This window comes from Prevotella communis (assembly GCF_022024175.1).
Classification (GTDB): Bacteria; Bacteroidota; Bacteroidia; order Bacteroidales; family Bacteroidaceae; genus Prevotella; species Prevotella communis.
In genome coordinates, this window is the sequence record NZ_CP091794.1 from 2,934,557 (window position 1) to 2,951,245 (window position 16,689).

The window sequence follows — 16,689 nt, forward strand, 5'->3', positions numbered from 1 at the left end:
AGTTGCGTGATTTAGTTGTTTTGCGTCAGCGGATTCCAGTTGCTCTCCACGGTAGGGACACCCGACTGCAGCGTGGGATAGAGATGCGTGTAGCCCACCGTTGACGCCTGATAATGCATCTGACAGGGATACTTGGCACCGACGGTAGAGCTGTTGTACTTCCAAATGGCATAGTTCATAGCCTTCCAGGGAGCCAATCCGTACATCTCGGCCTTCATATTATTTGGCAACGAGTAGTAATCAGCATCGTCACCAATGAGATAGTCGTTCTTGGCTTTCAGAATGTGCGACTTACTGCCACGGACATACTGCTGATAGGGATAACTGTCGGCGACGCTGCCCACGGCATTAGACTTAGGCGACTTCTCTATATCGTAGTAGTTACACATAAACGAACCCCACGTCACATTATTCTTCGACTGCGGCGCAAAGAAACTGGTGGTTCCGGCATAAGCGCCCAACAGTGCGCCCGTATTCTCAGGAATACCGGTGGCAGCCTGCATACAGCCCAGCATGGTGAGATTATCGGCCTTGCCCACCAACGCGCCACCAGCATTGCCCACATGGATGCATCCAACCACATAACTGGCCCCAGTCAGACTGTTGGCGATGGCGCACTCACTACTGTTGCACAGCAGTGAGATACCTGCGATATAACAGCCCCAGCCCGACTTGCCGCTGGCCACGGCGGTGTTGAGCAGACTGACGTCGTGGGTACTCTCTATACGCAGGTTGGTGATGGCACCGTCTTTCACGTGGTCGAAGAGATACTTCTTCGTCATATTCAGATTATAGAGCGTATTACCACCACCTTTGAAGTTGCCCCTGAAGGGTTTGGTGTTGTCCTCGCCGATGCTGGGCAGTTCCCAGTCGTAGAGGTCGAGGTCTTCTGTCAGTCTCACCTCATAGCGGTTACCGAAGTCGGTATCATAGAAATCCATGGGACCAGTGACATAGTCTTCGATAACATGTGCCTTCTGGGTGGAGACGGTGGGATAGAAATGGGGATAGAACACATAACCCATTGCCTCTGCCTCTTCCATCGTGATTTGTCTGGGGTTACCGTTTTCGTCGGTCTCGCCCTCCAGAATCCACCAATAGGTCTCGAAGCCATCCGTATCTTTGATGGTGTCGTTCTTCTCGTCAAGACGTACCTTGCCACGCTTCAGTCCACTCATTCTCTTGGCGGCAGTGCCGTTGACAAGATGGATAAACGTGCGGAACTCCCTCTGGTTCTTAATACTGAACGAGGGCAGAAAGTCGCCACCCTTAAGAGCGGTCTTTGCAGCCTCCCGATAGGCTTTGGTCCACCATGTGAAGTCGAAGTCTTTCTTTTCTTGCGCCTCATTCTGCCCAGTCAGTGTCCCAAGGTCCTGTTCCGTCCAGGAGAAATTGTCGACAGGCGTGATGGTCAGTTTCTCGTAGTGATAGCCAACGTTGAACAGATAGCTATAGCCGGCCTTCAGCGTCAGGCCATTGGGAAATGCAGCCTTATCACCATTCTTGATATCACTCAGGGCGAAGATGTGGTAGTTGCTCTCGCTGCCCGTAGAGCCATCGGTGTTGTGTCTGTCGCCATTGTTAACGTCGTAGAGCCACACCTTGAAACGGGTGCAGGCAGGCAGCACCAGCTCGTGCCCCTTCCCCTCACGACTCATATCAAAGGGGATAGACATCATATAGAGGCGGCCGTCGTTATGATTGAACACTGGGCGTTGTACGTCCTTACGGATGGAGACAGAATCCAGGGCGCCAATCCGCACGATACAGGTAGTATCTTTCTCGAAGTCCTTGAAGCTGGTGGTCTCGTTATAGCGTGCCTTGGTCATGGCCGTGAGCAGGAAGGTCTTGTCATCAACACCTGCGGGCATGCACATCTTGTTATAGACAGCCAGCACAGAATCGAGTTCCTTTTGGGCCTGCCCCTCGCTTTTGTTGCTCTCTGCCTCATCATGCGCTTTGGTGTCGGCATTGTCCTGGCGACGATAGTCCTCCAGGTCAGTACAGATGGTGGCACTGCCAAACTCGTTGCCAGCCTTGCAGGTCAAGCCGATTCGGCAGGTGATATGGCGCATGGTGAGGGGGATGCTCTTGGTAGGACCAGACACAGTGACCCAGTCGGACACCGTATAGTCGGGATAATAGCTGCCCTTGCTATCGGCATTCAGCACACCAGCCAGGTTACTGCGTCCCCAGGCACGGAAACGCACGACACGACCATTCTCCCATGTCAGCGAGTCGCCAGAGTCCTGATTGGATAGGTTTCCTTTTGAATCCGACTTCAACTTGCCGGCCATAGGTACCCAGTCGTCATTGAGCGACACGGAGGTGCCAGCGGCATAGTCCATCTTCAGATAATAGGTACGGAAGATGGTGGTATCCTCGAACGTGGTGCTGGAACCCTTCTCAGCATACTGACGGAAGATACGCATCTGGTCGCCCTCATTGAAGGAACCGTCATGGTGATAGGTGGTACGCGTGACAAAAGGATCGGCCATGGTAGCACTGAAGTTCACGGCATGGCCCATCAGCGACTGTTGCTCGTCGTTGAGCAACACATCGTCATCGGCTGTGCAGGCTGCGAGCACGATAGCCGTGAATAAGTATATGATATGTCTTATCTTCATCTTTTAATATGTTGGAATGGCGGGAATGTTGTTCTCCACAGAGCCATTAGTGTCCTTACAATTATTGACGTAGCCAGTGATATTGGTACGGTCCTTGAAAAGCATAGCACCTGAGATTTGTGCGTTTACGACTTCGGCACGCCAGCCTTTGGTGGGAACCCATGTAGTGCCCTCCAGATGGACATTCGCCTCCCATGTGGCGTTCTTGTCGCTCTCCTGGGCAGTGGTGTACTCGCCGTTCAAGCCGTCAAACAGATAAGCGCGTTTGCCTGTGATGGTAATCTTGTGGTCGAGGGCATCAAGATGGCCCGTGAAGGTAAAGTCTTTGGGGAAATGACAGGTATTTGTATTAATGGTGATATCGTTCTTCAGAATGAAGTAGTCACCATGATGCGCACCACCCTGATAGGCCTGCAGGAGCATATGGATCCATCGGGCATCGCTCACATACTGCACAGAATCGTCTTCTTCGTCAGCATTGTAGAAATGTCCGTCTGTAACTCCAATCTCCAGCGTGCTGTTGGTATAGGCACGCTGCCAACTGCTGCCTGCTACGGACAGGTTGTTGCCGTTCTGGTTGTTCACGCCGTAATAGTTATCAGGATAGCTGGTTTCCTTCCACAAGCGGGAACCGGCACTGTTATAGTCGATACGCTCGGGACTGACACGCAGATAGACCACCGTCTCGTCGTTGGCGTTGAGGTCGAAAGTAAAGGATTTCTCGTATTCCAGGTCATTACTCAGCGTGAGCTCGAAATCGATATTGTTCTCACCGCTGGCTGTCTGCACAGCCTCATCGAACATCACATTGGATTTATCCTTATTCACGGTATAAGTGGGACGGACAATGAGATCATAGTAGGGACACATGCCGTAATCCAGGCTGGTGTAGTTTTTGGTATCGGCAGCGGCATCCGCATAGTTGTCATCAATGGGGAAGACTAATTTGCCAGTTGCCTTTTCCTTATACAACTTCACGCTTTCCTGACCCAGATAATGCGGGATGGCCTTGCGCTCTGTTTTCCACACAGGTTTTTCGTTCTCGACATAATCAAGGGTCTGGACATTACAGAAACGCAGCATCGTATTCTCCACGTTCTTATTGTTATCATCGTTCTTGGTATCGAAACCTTTCAGTGTAGCAGCCATGTCCTTATCTATCAACACATAGGCCACCACACGCGCCAAGCGATGCTGGAGGGGTATGGTGATACGGCCTACGGTAGCAGCAATTTTTGTTGAAGGGGGAACGGCAGTATAATGACTCAGGGAGTCGTACACATGCGGCTCGTCCTTAGCCAAGCCTGCGGGAACATAAACGCCTTCGAAGACGTGGGCACCGTTGCCCAACCACTTTGCGTATTTCTTGTTGGCATCCGTCAGACTATAGATACCATTTTCATCAAGCCTCAGTTGCGCCTGCTGTTTGGCGTCGGCATCCTGATAGTAGCTAATGGTCATTCCTTTCTGCAAGCCCGCCTTCAGCCAATCGATGGTCTCGGCAGACACGGCAGCACGGGTTACGGCAGCCGTGGTAACCATATCGTCGGTACTCACACCGCCCACATGGATGATGTCGCTGTCATCAACAGAGGAAAGCGCCTCATCCTGCGAGTTGCATGCCGTTAAGAGCATGAAGCCCAGAACCAGTGGGATATATCTTATCATTCTCTTCATCATATTTGCTTAAAAATCCTTTTCCATTGGGGTGATGGCATTACGCTTACCAATCAGCGACTCATCACTACCTGTTGGTGTGCCCACACCATTGCTGTTGTCCTGCCACCAGTTACCCTGACAGGTCTTTGAGGTGGCAATCACACTACCTGCGCCCACATTAGCACTACCTAAGATACCTCCGTGCTTTTCATCCTGTGTCAAAATGATGAAGCTGGTACAGTCGGTGATGGTCAGCTCTGGTGTGTTATTTGAATTTGATTTGTTCTCTATACCACCCACGATACCACCGCAATAGATGACCGAAGCGCCAGTACCATTAAACGTACTGCCAGAATGGATGATGCATTGGGTAACTGTAGTCTTTGATGCTGTAGAGACAATACCACCTGTAAACTTACGTCCCTGCGTGACAGATGTACTCACATTGGCATAGAGATTTACCAGTACCTCGCAGTTCTTGACAGTGGCATTGTCGTAAGCCCATACCACCACACCTGCGGGGTTAGAGGCTTTGATGACCGTATTGTTGAGGGTCTTCACCTTGATATTACTGATTTCGGCCCCATCACCATGTACGGCAAAGGCTAAAGGTGCGATAGCATCTGTAGCTTGTGTCGCATCCTGAGTGGCTTCCAAATTGGCAATTACATCAACCGTTAAGTTGTGTATGATACCTGTGACCTCATCAAAGATCATGGCCTTGGTGGTGATGGTCTTACCGTTACCATCCAGTTCGTATTTCACATTGCCAGTGGTTGCCTGAACGGTGATATCCTTTGCCAGACGATAGCAGCTATCGGCTTTATTATATAAGCCGGTAGCAGAAGTAGATGACTGCAACTCTGCCTCACAGTCAATGATACCCGAATAGCGTTTGTCCGCAGCCACGGCATTGATAATTGCGGCACCCTCAACGCGGTTCTCGTCGAACGTAGGCCAGGCATTACCATCTGCCTTGAAGGTGGTGTGGCTCCCGTCTCTTTCGCCCACGATATTCTTGAACTGAGACTTACTCTGATTCAGGGTGATGCCATACTCAAAGGTGTTGTTGTTGATGTAGCCATTAGCCATACCCACGATACCACCACCCTTTTTGCTGCCACCATCCACACGATTGGTCACGGTGCAACCATCGATAATGGCAATCTTACTTTCTGCGGAAAGGGAAGTAGCGGCAATACCACCCACGTAATCGACAGTACCATCTGACACTCTCAAGGCGGAATGACATTTCGAGATGGTGCCAGTGTTGTTGACCACCACACCTGCGGCAGTGGCATGGGCTTCTGCATCTTTTGTTGTCACGCGGACATCCTCAATGGCGCCCTTGTTGGTTTCAGCTACAGCGGCATCGACAATATCACCAATCTGGATGGTGCCATTCTGCAGGGTAGCAGCATCCTCAAGGGTTGAGAGGAAACGGTGGTTACTGATAATCGACTTGCCACCCAGGTTCAGCGTACAATAGAGGTTGTAGTTGCTGTTCCAATCCTGCAGATCAATATTATTTGTAACCAGCGCCACATTACCGGGTTTATTCTTCTCGTTGGACGCAAGGAATTCGATAAGTTCAGTTCGGTTACTAATCTTGATAGGCTCGCCGGCATTACCATAGTCGTCGCAGATGGTATTGGTCACCTCTTCTGTCCAATCCTCGACATAGGCCGACATCAGGATCTTACGACTGTCACGACTCAGGGTGACGGTGATGACAAGACGCTTGCCAGGCTCCAGATTATAACTGGCTTTATTGGAATTATCCGGGTCAGCAAACAGATAATCGTTCTGGGCATAGAACGAGTAATGCTGACCAGAAAGACTGATTTTTGTAATGAGGTCGGTAGAGGGATTGGCAGAATAGTCGTAGGGCTGCACAATCGCATCATAGCGCGTGGTACTCACACTATCCTCTGCTCCACCGTTCTTATCTTTATCGTAATGTATCTTTTCCTCCTTAGCCAGCGGCATAATCTCTATAGGTGAACCCGCAGTGTCGTACGAGAAAATCTTAGCACTCAGGTCGTTCTCTGCCAAATCATAAGCCAGAGCTTTACGAGTCACACCCTCGCCAGCTTTCAGAATGATGCTGATAAGCGAGCGCTTATGCTGCAGATAGAGCGGTATCTTCTTTAAGTCGTTATTATCGCTCACCATCTTGGACTGATTGTTCAGCGCCATCCACTCCTTGGCTGTGTGATAATTCAGGGCATCCAGATTGTCTGTGGGGTTATTGTTATTCTCATCCCACAACTGCACATAGCCATAGCCTTCCAGACGGTCTTGCTGCAGCCAGTCTTTCTGAGTGTTCTGAACAGGTGAGAGGTTCTCCGTACCGGCAACGGCCTTAAAGGCATAGGGTACGGTGGTGCTGGACCAATATAGCGGCGTATGGCCGGTCTTTGGACTCAATGTGCCATCAGTCTTTAAGGTGTCAGGGCCATAGGTGCCCGTGCCAATGACCTTACCGTCGGCATACATGTCAATAGTAAACTCATAAGCCTTATTAACAGCCTGGAACTTATTCATCTCCTCCTCATAATCCTCTTGAGCGCCACGGGTGGCAGGAGCACCAGGCAGAGAAGTGGTAAACATCACTTCCTCGCCATCGGAGATACCATCGGAGAAGAGGCTGTCAATGGTCTCATTACAACCTGTCATTACAAGGATGAAGGTCATCATGAGCACCAGCTGTGATAGTTTATATAGATAGTTTCTCTTCATGTCTTTCTTAGTTCTGATTATCGTCCTTTATCGTACCATCAGCAGAATAGTTGGCTGTATCCATATCCCAGGGTTTGATTTTGGCAGTGACCTCTGCTATCAGACTGCGGCGCAACTCCATATTGTAGATATACTTAGTGCCACTTTTCAACGTCAGGTTCTTCACACCTTTATAGGTGGTCACGTGCTTGACGGCATCGGCAGCGTCGGACTCTCTCCAGGTGATACGGATACCCTGCAGGGTGCCGAATGCTATACATTCGAACGACTTGAGATAGCCGCCCACAGGTGTTGAGCGCTTGAACATGTTGAAAGAAGAACCATAAGGATTGTCTTTTATTGTGGACTGATATTTATTATCGTCAACATTGATGGGAAGGGAGGTGGCGGCAGGAAGCGTACCGTCGGACAGAATGCAATAAGGCACATAGCCCGTCTCGGCCACGCCCAGCAGTTCAACACGCTCTATCCAGGCTGAGTCAATTACAGCAGACTGGTCTAACGAGCTCTTCAGGTTGACCTGTACCTGTGCGAACTGGTGCTTAAAGAACAGTTTTACACGGTTGGCCTCGGGAGTACCACCAGAAGGACGTGCAGTTTCCAAAGCCAGGATAGGGTCTGGTTGCTCCGCCATCGACGTCTTATCACCTCTTGTCAGATCGTAGGCCAGCATATACTTATCCTTATATTTATCGGTGACATCCGGATAGATTTTCAGGGAACTATTGCTAATGCTCCCATCAAGATCATTATTGTCTGTCAGCGCCAGGAAGATATGGTTCAAGCGGTTCTGCCAATAGAAACACTTGGAGTTCACATCGAAGCCATAGATATCCAGACTATCTTTAACTACCTCGGAGTATGCCTTATTCCAATAGACGGCATTACCCGTGCTGTTACTAATCTTCAGCCAGGCTGTGGTCATGTTGACATCGGCAACAGGAGCACCAAACTCAGAACCGATAGTATCGTTTACACCGGCATGGAAGAACATGGAGCAGACAAAGTGACTGTTCTTAGGCATATAGGATGCCGAGGCAGCACGCGTGATAACTGCATCCGTATTGCCAGCCGAGAAAAGCACAGGCATGCGCTCTATCTGCTGTAGTCCTTCGTCAAATGTCTCCTGTTCGGCAGTACATCCTGCCAATACCAAGGCCATGATGATATATATGTTAATCCAGAATTTCACGTCTAAACTCTCAATTTTCAATTCTCAACTTGCGGCAACGCCGCACATCTCTAGTCCCAGTCGAGCGTGGCATTACCGCTACCAGTCTCTTCTATCCAGTCCTTCACTAAAGCACGGAACTGAATCTCTTCTTTTTTTAGTGTGATGGTGTAGGTATAACTCTTGCCACGTTCCCAGGTGGTAATGCCTTCATTATCTTTGTCTTCGCACAGGTTCAACTGCAACTTATACTTTGTGCTATCGGCCAGGGTGACAGTGATGAAAGCATCGTTGGTGATGGTCTGCGGCAGCACGATGACTGTTTCGTCCTTACCCAGTCTGCTGATAGCATCGGTTGCAGAAGTAATACCCGTGATGACTCCATCCTCCATGTTGATAGTACCAGCGGTAATAAGGTTGCTGACGGCAATCGTAGCTTTTTCAAAATCCACGGCATCGGCACCGGTGGTGGTCTCCAGCTTGAAAACGACCTTAGTCATGGCATGCTCAAAAATCAGGGGCACATTACGCGTACGGGGTGCGATGGCCGCACCAGCATCAATGTTGTTATGTTTGGCAGTGGTTCCCCAAAGGACATCCTCATTCTGTTTTACCTCGAGATTGTTTTCGTTACCACTCAGTGCACGGAAGAAGAACTGGTCCGTGCCGTTGGGCCAGTAGATGGCAGGAGAGTTGGTCCACTCGCCAGAGTTAAGAGTGGAAGTGGTGGCCAATGCGTATTCATTGGAGGAAGAAGCCTTCTTCCAGAACAGGCGGAATGAAGCCCCATCCTTAAAGGCTTCACCGGCATCTTCAACAGTCACGTTGACAATGTCATGATCAAAGGCGATGTCGCCATTGCCCTCGGCAGTCACCGTGGTCCAATCTTTCAGAGAGGCTTCCACCGTTATTGCGGTTTTGCTGACGTTTACATCAAGATGATAATCGACGCCCGACTGAGTCGCGATAGCGGTCTGATTAGCATCATAGCCCTCTTTGGCCCATGCCGTAGCCTTCAGCATATCATCGGTGATGGTAAGTGTGTAGTTATTGCCCTCCACGTCAACAATGTTTAGTAGTTTGTCGCCCACGTTGAGCGGTGTGCCGGGGGCCACAATAGCGGTGAAGGTACGAGTGGCGCCCGATGTGTAAGGTTCGCCATACATCTGGATGTTCGCTGCTGTCGTACTTGTGATTGTTCCTTCCGGCGCATTCACCTCTGACACTGCCAGCATCTGGTTCAGCATCAACTGGGTGTCTTTCATCGGTGTCGTACCAAAGGTTTTATCTGTCTTGATGGTGACCGTCACCTCACTCATGGCGTGGGTGAATGGTACTGTCAGTTTACCAAGTTGGGTCTTTGCGTGCTTATAGGTTACGGCAGCCTGTTCGGCCGACCACAGCAGGTCGGCATGCTGCACAACCTCGGCAGATGTCTGCTCTTTACTGATGGTCCAACCCAGTTTGCCAGTCGTTTCTTCCAAAGTGGTTGTAGGTGCTCCACCATTATAGCAATAGCCATAATAGGTCTGCAGTGCATGGCCAGCGGTACGCAGATCCGTGGTCTCAGCACTTGAGTTACTGAAATCATCCCAATAGAGTACGGGCGGTACAGAAGCCTTGAATGTAACAAGTTTCGGAGCTTGGTCTGTAACCACAGTGGTATAGGTGCCTTTCTCGCCTCCTGTGGTATGACGGATATATACCAGCAGCTGGTCATCATCAGCAAAGCTGCCGTTGACTGCTCTTGTCACGAGGCGCTGTGAGTTCAGACTGGTTTCCAACAGTAGGGGTGTCTTCCCACTGCCCGACAGGGTGTCGCTCATGTTTTCATCGCTGGCACATCCTGTCAGCATCAGCGCTATACCAATATATAATATGTTTCTTTTCTTCATCATGTGCATTGTTGCTTAGAACCAAACATTCTCACTGGCATTTACCTTTTTCCAATCAGTCAGTGTGGCTGAGACCGTGAGCTTTGTTTTCTGCAGGTTCAGCACATAAACATAGTGCTCGCCCGACTTCCATGCGGTGATCTTCTCATTAGAGGTTTGATCCACAATCGAAGCCACGTCAGCGTAATAGACATCGGTCTCATCTGTTCCGTTTGTGATGGTGATGCGGAACTTCATGTCGCTCAAATCCTGAGGCACGATGGCACTCAGACGTTTGCTGGCATCGTTGGCATCTTTGTCAAGTACATATTCGCCTGCCACACCCGTAGGAACAACCTCGCGTGTGCCCAGTGTCACGTCTCCAGTATTTTTCACATTTACCAGTTCCACCTTGGCTCCTGTCAGATTCACTTGATTATCACCTGATGATGCCGTGATGAGGTTCACCTCCACCTGTGCCATCATATAGCGGAAGTTCAGGTTGATGTTACCTTCGGTGGCGCAGATACCACCCTCAAAGAGTTTGGTGGTAGTGTGACCTGGTTCCTTGTTGGTGCATACTGCATCCTCGGCAATCTCCGGACGAGCAATCAACAGGTCAGAAGGGAATGTTCCTTCTTGATAAGCCACATTATTGACCTTGATAACCTGCATGCCCATGGTTGCATCTTCGCCATCAACAACCTTTGCTGTCGTAGGCCATACACCACGGAACTGATAGTGCGTCAGGTGGTCGGGCCAATAGAGCTGAGGCGTCATCGTCCAGCCTGTGGCAGTTGCATAGCTCATCTCGGCATCCTTAGAATAGCCATTGTTGAGCGATGTACTGCGATAGAAATCGAAGGCTTTGTCGAAACTCTTTCCCTTGTCGCCATAGGCATTGTTCACGAGAATCTTGGGAAGTTCCTCTGCAGCCTCTACGGTTGTCCAGTCCACCACGGTGGCAGATACCTGAATGGCGGTCTTGTTGACCGTCACCTTGATGATATAGTTCTTGCCCGCCTTGGTGAGGTCATCAGTATCATGGTCTGCAGCATTGATAGCCGCACGAATCTTTTCGGAAGACACATAGTAGATGTTGTCGTCGGCATTGATTCTGATGATGTCAGCACCTTTTATGAAAGCGCTGCCTGGCATCACCAGTGCTTCTTTGGTCACGTTGTAACCGGTGGCGGCAGTGGCAGCCTGATACATGGTGACGCCCGTATTGTTACCTAATGTGACGGTACCATCAGTCACGTTCACCGTGCCGTTAGTATGTGCCCAGTCGAGCAGCGTCACCGTGGGATCATTGACAAACTTGCTATCAGCAAATCCCTCTCCAGCCTTGAGGCTTACGGTCACCTTACTCAAGGCATGGCGAAACTCCAATTGCTTGCCAGTGCCACGTGCATCAAACTTATAAGTATTATTAGCTTTTACATTATTTGATATCAGCAGATTTTTCTCGCTCCAACCAGTGGTTTGGTCGGCATTGACATCCCACACCAGTGCGGTATAGTCGGAAATCGCCGGTGCCGTTGTCAGACCATTAACGGCTGCACCATAGATGGTAAGACCGGTGGTGCGGCCGGTTGTGGCATTAGCAGGGTCGGCCATACCATAGTCGTCCCAATAGAGGACGGGTGTGAGCGACAGACCATTGCTTGTGTTTGTCGATAGTTCGGCTTCTGCCGTTGTGGTTTTCACCACTTCCTCTTGCGTATGTCCTGTCCATGTGCCACTCACCTGCAGGGCGATGGCTGTTCCCACGGTCAATGCCTGATAGGTATCGCCGGCAGCACGCGTCACCACAGCATGACTGCCTTTCACAATGCCGGCAGACAACTGGATGGCATCGTTGGCACGAGGTGTGCCGTCGGTCAGCTCGTCGCTATTGTTGCAAGCAGTGAGCAACACCAGAGTCGTGATATATAAATAATGTTTAAGTCTCATTCTCTTTCTTATCTGATTTGAACATTGTCATCGCCAGCCTCCACGTCTTCCCAGTTGGCCAGTGTTGCAGAGAGCTTGGCAATGCCGGCCTTGGTGAGTTTGAAAGTGTAGGTGTACTTGTAGTTGGGTAACCAACGATTAATGACGTATTTCCCGTTGCCATTTTGAGGGTATGGATTGGCAATAAGGTTATTTCCAACTGTTGTGGCCACAACATCCTCCATCGTTACGATATACTGGTTGTTGTCGGCCGTGGTGATGGTGAGCATCACATCGTCGAGCGACTGTGGAATGAAGCCGTAGTGCCATGGAGTTTGGTTGTTGCCTGTCGTCTTCTCGTTGTTCACGGTCGCAGTACCATTGTCGGGAATTACGAGTCCATTACCCATCAGTACCTTACCTGTGGTGTGGATATTACTCAATTCCATCTTGGCATTAGTCAGGTCTACCTTATCGTCGTCTTCGGTGGTAGTCAACTTGATGTTGACATCGCTCATCATGTGGAACAATACCATGGTGATGGAACCCTCGGTAGGACCGATAGCCTTGAAAATCTGATGACTGGTGCTGCTGGCATCAAAGCCGTTCACATCGTGGTCATAGGTCAACTTACCTGATGTTGATGCAAAGGGTGCGCCCCAGCATACGTCTTTATAAGTATCACCGAAATCCGCCTTCAATGTGACATAGTCGCCATGTTCACTGTCAGCATTTACCTTCCAGCTGTCATCCGTCTTAGGCATTACTGTGCGGAAGTGGTAGAACGTCTTGTTGTCGGGCCAATACCAGGCAGTGTTCGTGGCCGAGGCGTCCTGTGCGGCATAGATACCTGAGTTCTGCGATGCCTCCACCAGCTGTGCTTTACTGTCGGTAAGACTGTAGCCTGTGTTCCACTCATAACTCTCGAATGCATCGTCGATGGTAGCCGAGATGTTGCTGGCCCTGAACAGGTCGAAGTCGGCCTCTCCGGTCTTCTTGTTGTTGTTCTCAAGCAGAGACACCAGGATGCGGGCGTTGGTGGGTTCCATCTCGTCGGCTTCCACCGTTTCCCAGTCAACAACGGCAGCCGTGAAGTTGTCCATTTTCTTTTTGCCCACACTCATGGTAAACTCGTAATGCACACCGGGGCGCATCTTGTTGCCGTCAAGGGCCGGTGTTGTGCCGTCGCTCAGTGTTTTGCCAGCCAATGCCGTCATCAGCATCGACTTACTCATATGATAGAGGTTGTAATCGATGGTGAAGTAAATCTCGTCAGCATTAATGCTACTTAGGTCTGTACCAGGCACCATAAGTCCGTCCAGCACATAGGCATAGGTGCCATTGGTACTGCGATTATCCTCGGTCACCGCCAGTTGACTGATGGTCTCAGTGCCTGGCGTTGTCTGGAACTCGCCTTCGGTGATGTCAAAAGTGCCGCTGGTGTTGAAACCCTTGAGCACAATGTTCTCGTTTGCCTCGGTAAAGGCAAACGCATCTTTGTCTGTAAAGCCCTCACCTTTCTTTATTTTAAAGGTGATGCGGGTCAGTGCGTGGTAAAAGACCAGTTTTCCGCTACCGAATTTTTTGTGCTCAGAACTGAACATCACGCGTTTGTCGTCAGTTTCGCTTAACTTCGCCACATTGTTGCTGAAGCAGAGGTCCTGACTGGCGATAAAGTTATCTTGATTCTGATTGCTAACTCCCTTTTCACGCAATGGCCACGTCAGGGTGGTGGTGCCGTTATCCCTGTCCCAAATGTTATCGTATTGATAGGAACCAGCGATGGCCCAAGTCGTTGCATCTTTCGTTCCATTGGGGCTGCCTTCCAGCGTCTCGTTGACAGAGCCCTCTAAGTAATAGCCAGGTACACAGGCGGCATAGGCCGACAGCTGAGAGTTGCGCGAATAGCTATCCTCCCAGAAACGTCCGAAATCGCTGGCAAAGTGCACGGCATTGGCTTTTGCTGCTGAGGTACCCTGCAGATAACCAATGGTGCGTGTGTAAACTGCGCCGGCGTTGTCCTTTTCACTCTTTAATACCAGATAAACACTGGTACCTGAGGCGAACGGCTTGGCAGCATTCTCGTTGGTGGTTGTCACCGAGCGTGTCACGGCACGATGAATGGCAGGACTGTCGTTCAACACACCCGCTGTCAGTTCTATAGGGGTTTTACCCTGATTGTCGGGAATAGACAGCGCATCGTCTGAGTTGCATGCTGCTGTGAGCATGCAACTCAGTGCGAGTGCTATATATTTTTCCGCCTTTTTAAGCATCTTGTTGTTTTATGAATCTTTTGTTTGTATAGTGCATACCAAGCATTGTTACTTTGGTATGATACAAATATTAGTTCTCCAAATCGATGGTACCAAGGTCACCAGTTACGGTTTCCCAACCAACAACGGCAGCTGTGATACGCTCAACACCTGTCTTCTTGATGGTAACGGTGTAGTTGTACTTAAAGCCTGGATACCATGCATTGATGGTGTAGTTGCTGCCGGAAACTAGAGTATATGGATTTGCGATATTATTAGAAGATACAGTTGCGGTGCAAGTGCTTAGTTCTTTCACAACATACTGGTTACCATCGGGAGTAGTGATACGCAGACCGATGGTGCCACCACTATAGGTCAGAGACTGAGGAACGATACCATAGGTATAACCGTTCACGCAGTCGGGGTCGGAATCTGTGGCAGCAGAGTATGTACCGTTTGTCATTGCGGCAGAGTTTGTTCTGGTGGTAGAGGTGGTAGAAACCAGACCATTACCCATCAGCACCTTGCCATCGGGCAGGAAGTTGAGAATCTCAACCTTGGTGAGCGGTAACTCAGTATTGGTTTCATCCTTCAGGGTTACCTTACTGGCATCAGTAGTGGTTCTGACATTTACCGTAATCTGACTGGTCATGTGGAATAGCAGCATGTTGATGGTGCTGGCAGTAGTACCAATGGCTTGAGAAATCTGATGAGTGGTACCGCTGGCATTATCAAAACCGTCATTTGTAGAATAAGTCAACTTATCTGATGCTGCTGTTTTGAAGGGAGCACCCCAAACATAGTCCTTATAGTCAGAGTCAGAAAGGGCACCAGACTTAATAGCGAAGTAATCACCATTTGTTGCGTCTTGGCTGATTGTAACACCTGTTTCAGAACTGTTATCAGTATAACCAGCAGCGCGGAAGTGATAGTAGGTCAGGTTGTTCTCCCAGAACCAGCCCGTTGTCTTCCAATGATCGCTTTCATACTCCTTAGTAGCTGCTGCACCATAACCTGATTTCCAGTCATAGTTTGCTTCTGTTGCGCCAGTGATGTAGTCGGAAGCGGTCTTTGCTGCACGATAGAGGGCGAACTGATTCTTGTTGGTATCAGTGAGTTTAGTACCGCGATCGTCCAGCGTAAATTCGGGATAGGTATTCTCAGCTACAGCATCTTCTGAGTTTACAGTTTCCCAATCAATAATGGCAGCAGTGATGCGGTCGACGCTCTTCTTTGATACGCTGAGGTTGATAACATAATGCTTGCCAGCCTCGATGGTGGTGAAACTCTGATAAGATGCTGCCTTTGCATCATCCTTACCAGCACCGGTTGTATAATAATTACGAATAGCCTCTGCAATCTTCTGACCAGAAACATAGTACTTGGCATTGTCGATCTCGAACTCTACGACATTTGTCGTGGTGTTATAGAGGTTGGTGCCGGGCAACACGTAGGCATAGAGCTGGCGAGTGGTCTTTCCATCGGGAGTACCGGTTTTCTCAACCATCTGAGTGATGTTGGTCTGTGTTTGACCAGACCACGAACCTTCTGCCACGTCAAAAGTGCCGGTGGTGTTAAATCCTACCAGTGTGATGTTCTGGGTTGCTGATTTTTGACTCTTTGTCCAAGTGAAGTCGGTGTTAGCAGAGTTATTGAATCCGTCACCTTCCTTCAGGTTGATCTCAATCCAAGCCAAAGCGTGATTGAAAACGAGGTGGCCCTTGTCGAACTTACCGGTAGTCTCACCAGCATTATCAGTCTTTACTGTCCATACCAGTGGACCATCACCGAACTTGGTTTCTGTCCAAGCATCATTCTCGTACTTATAAGCATAGCGACCGCCCTTACCACTTTTACTGATATTGTTACTATAGGTAAGGTCCTGGGCAGTCATCGTTTCTGAAGTCTGTTTAGTAGCAACTTCCCAGCTTACCTGAGTGCCGTCAGCAGAAGAAGTATACCAGTTAGGGTTGGTCTGTGCATCTACAGCAGTCCATTCGCTCTTACTCCACGTTGGAAGTGTTGCAGATGTCTGACCGGGAATAGCGAAAGCATAGATGGTCAACTGAGACTCACGACCAAAGGCGTCGTCCCAATAGCGCTCCAGACCTGACGCATAAGAAAGATTAGAAAGATCGCTGCCAGTTGCAGCAGAAGCTGTAGCAGTGGCCTCTGCGTAACGAGCCTTTGCGCTCGGGTCATTTTTGTTGATAGCCTTGATGCGCATTTCTACCTTGGTCTCAGCACTGAATCCACCACGGGTCAGGGCAGCACGGGTAACGCCATTGTCATTGCCAGACAATGAGATGAGTTCCTTACCATTGTTAGGATTAAAAACACCATCGGTGGTGGTGTCGTCAGAACATGATACCAGGGTGGCACAGAGGGCAACCACAGGCAGAGTGTACTTGAAAATCTTTTTCATTTTT

The 16,689-nt window shown here is 49.6% G+C and carries 8 protein-coding genes; all 8 read right to left on the bottom strand.

The genetic code is table 11. The annotated features are described in order from the left end of the window. Positions 1-11: 11 nt before the first annotated feature. Positions 12-2,627 (bottom strand): hypothetical protein, encoded by a 2,616-nt coding sequence (locus L6466_RS11750; RefSeq protein ID WP_237802752.1) that lies wholly within the window; start codon positions 2,625-2,627, stop codon positions 12-14. Between the two features lie 3 nt (positions 2,628-2,630). Next, positions 2,631-4,295, bottom strand: a complete 1,665-nt coding sequence (locus L6466_RS11755; RefSeq protein ID WP_237802751.1) for a hypothetical protein — start codon at positions 4,293-4,295, stop codon at positions 2,631-2,633. Positions 4,296-4,313: 18 nt separating this feature from the next. Next, positions 4,314-7,028: a fimbrillin family protein gene (locus L6466_RS11760; RefSeq protein WP_237802750.1), complete on the bottom strand. Its 2,715-nt coding sequence runs from the start codon at positions 7,026-7,028 to the stop codon at positions 4,314-4,316. A gap of 7 nt (positions 7,029-7,035) precedes the next feature. Further along, on the bottom strand, positions 7,036-8,220 hold the full coding sequence (locus L6466_RS11765) for a fimbrillin family protein (protein WP_237802749.1): 1,185 nt from the start codon (positions 8,218-8,220) through the stop codon (positions 7,036-7,038). A 50-nt stretch (positions 8,221-8,270) separates the two neighbouring features. After that, positions 8,271-10,097: a fimbrillin family protein gene (locus L6466_RS11770; protein ID WP_237802748.1), complete on the bottom strand. Its 1,827-nt coding sequence runs from the start codon at positions 10,095-10,097 to the stop codon at positions 8,271-8,273. Between the two features lie 12 nt (positions 10,098-10,109). Continuing rightward, positions 10,110-12,029, bottom strand: a complete 1,920-nt coding sequence (locus L6466_RS11775; RefSeq protein ID WP_237802747.1) for a fimbrillin family protein — start codon at positions 12,027-12,029, stop codon at positions 10,110-10,112. Between the two features lie 8 nt (positions 12,030-12,037). Beyond that, positions 12,038-14,281, bottom strand: a complete 2,244-nt coding sequence (locus L6466_RS11780; protein ID WP_091814466.1) for a fimbrillin family protein — start codon at positions 14,279-14,281, stop codon at positions 12,038-12,040. Positions 14,282-14,351: 70 nt separating this feature from the next. Continuing rightward, on the bottom strand, positions 14,352-16,685 hold the full coding sequence (locus tag L6466_RS11785) for a fimbrillin family protein (protein ID WP_237802746.1): 2,334 nt from the start codon (positions 16,683-16,685) through the stop codon (positions 14,352-14,354). Between the last annotated feature and the right edge of the window lie 4 nt (positions 16,686-16,689).

Excerpts from the sequence above, each read along its gene's own strand:
- L6466_RS11750 (WP_237802752.1), bottom strand. The coding sequence starts at position 2,627 with ATGAAGATAAGACATATCATATACTTATTCACGGCTATCGTGCTCGCA.
- L6466_RS11755 (WP_237802751.1), bottom strand. The coding sequence starts at position 4,295 with ATGATAAGATATATCCCACTGGTTCTGGGCTTCATGCTCTTAACGGCA.
- L6466_RS11760 (WP_237802750.1), bottom strand. The coding sequence starts at position 7,028 with ATGAAGAGAAACTATCTATATAAACTATCACAGCTGGTGCTCATGATG.
- L6466_RS11770 (WP_237802748.1), bottom strand. The coding sequence starts at position 10,097 with ATGATGAAGAAAAGAAACATATTATATATTGGTATAGCGCTGATGCTG.
- L6466_RS11775 (WP_237802747.1), bottom strand. The coding sequence starts at position 12,029 with ATGAGACTTAAACATTATTTATATATCACGACTCTGGTGTTGCTCACT.
- L6466_RS11780 (WP_091814466.1), bottom strand. The coding sequence starts at position 14,281 with ATGCTTAAAAAGGCGGAAAAATATATAGCACTCGCACTGAGTTGCATG.
- L6466_RS11785 (WP_237802746.1), bottom strand. The coding sequence starts at position 16,685 with ATGAAAAAGATTTTCAAGTACACTCTGCCTGTGGTTGCCCTCTGTGCC.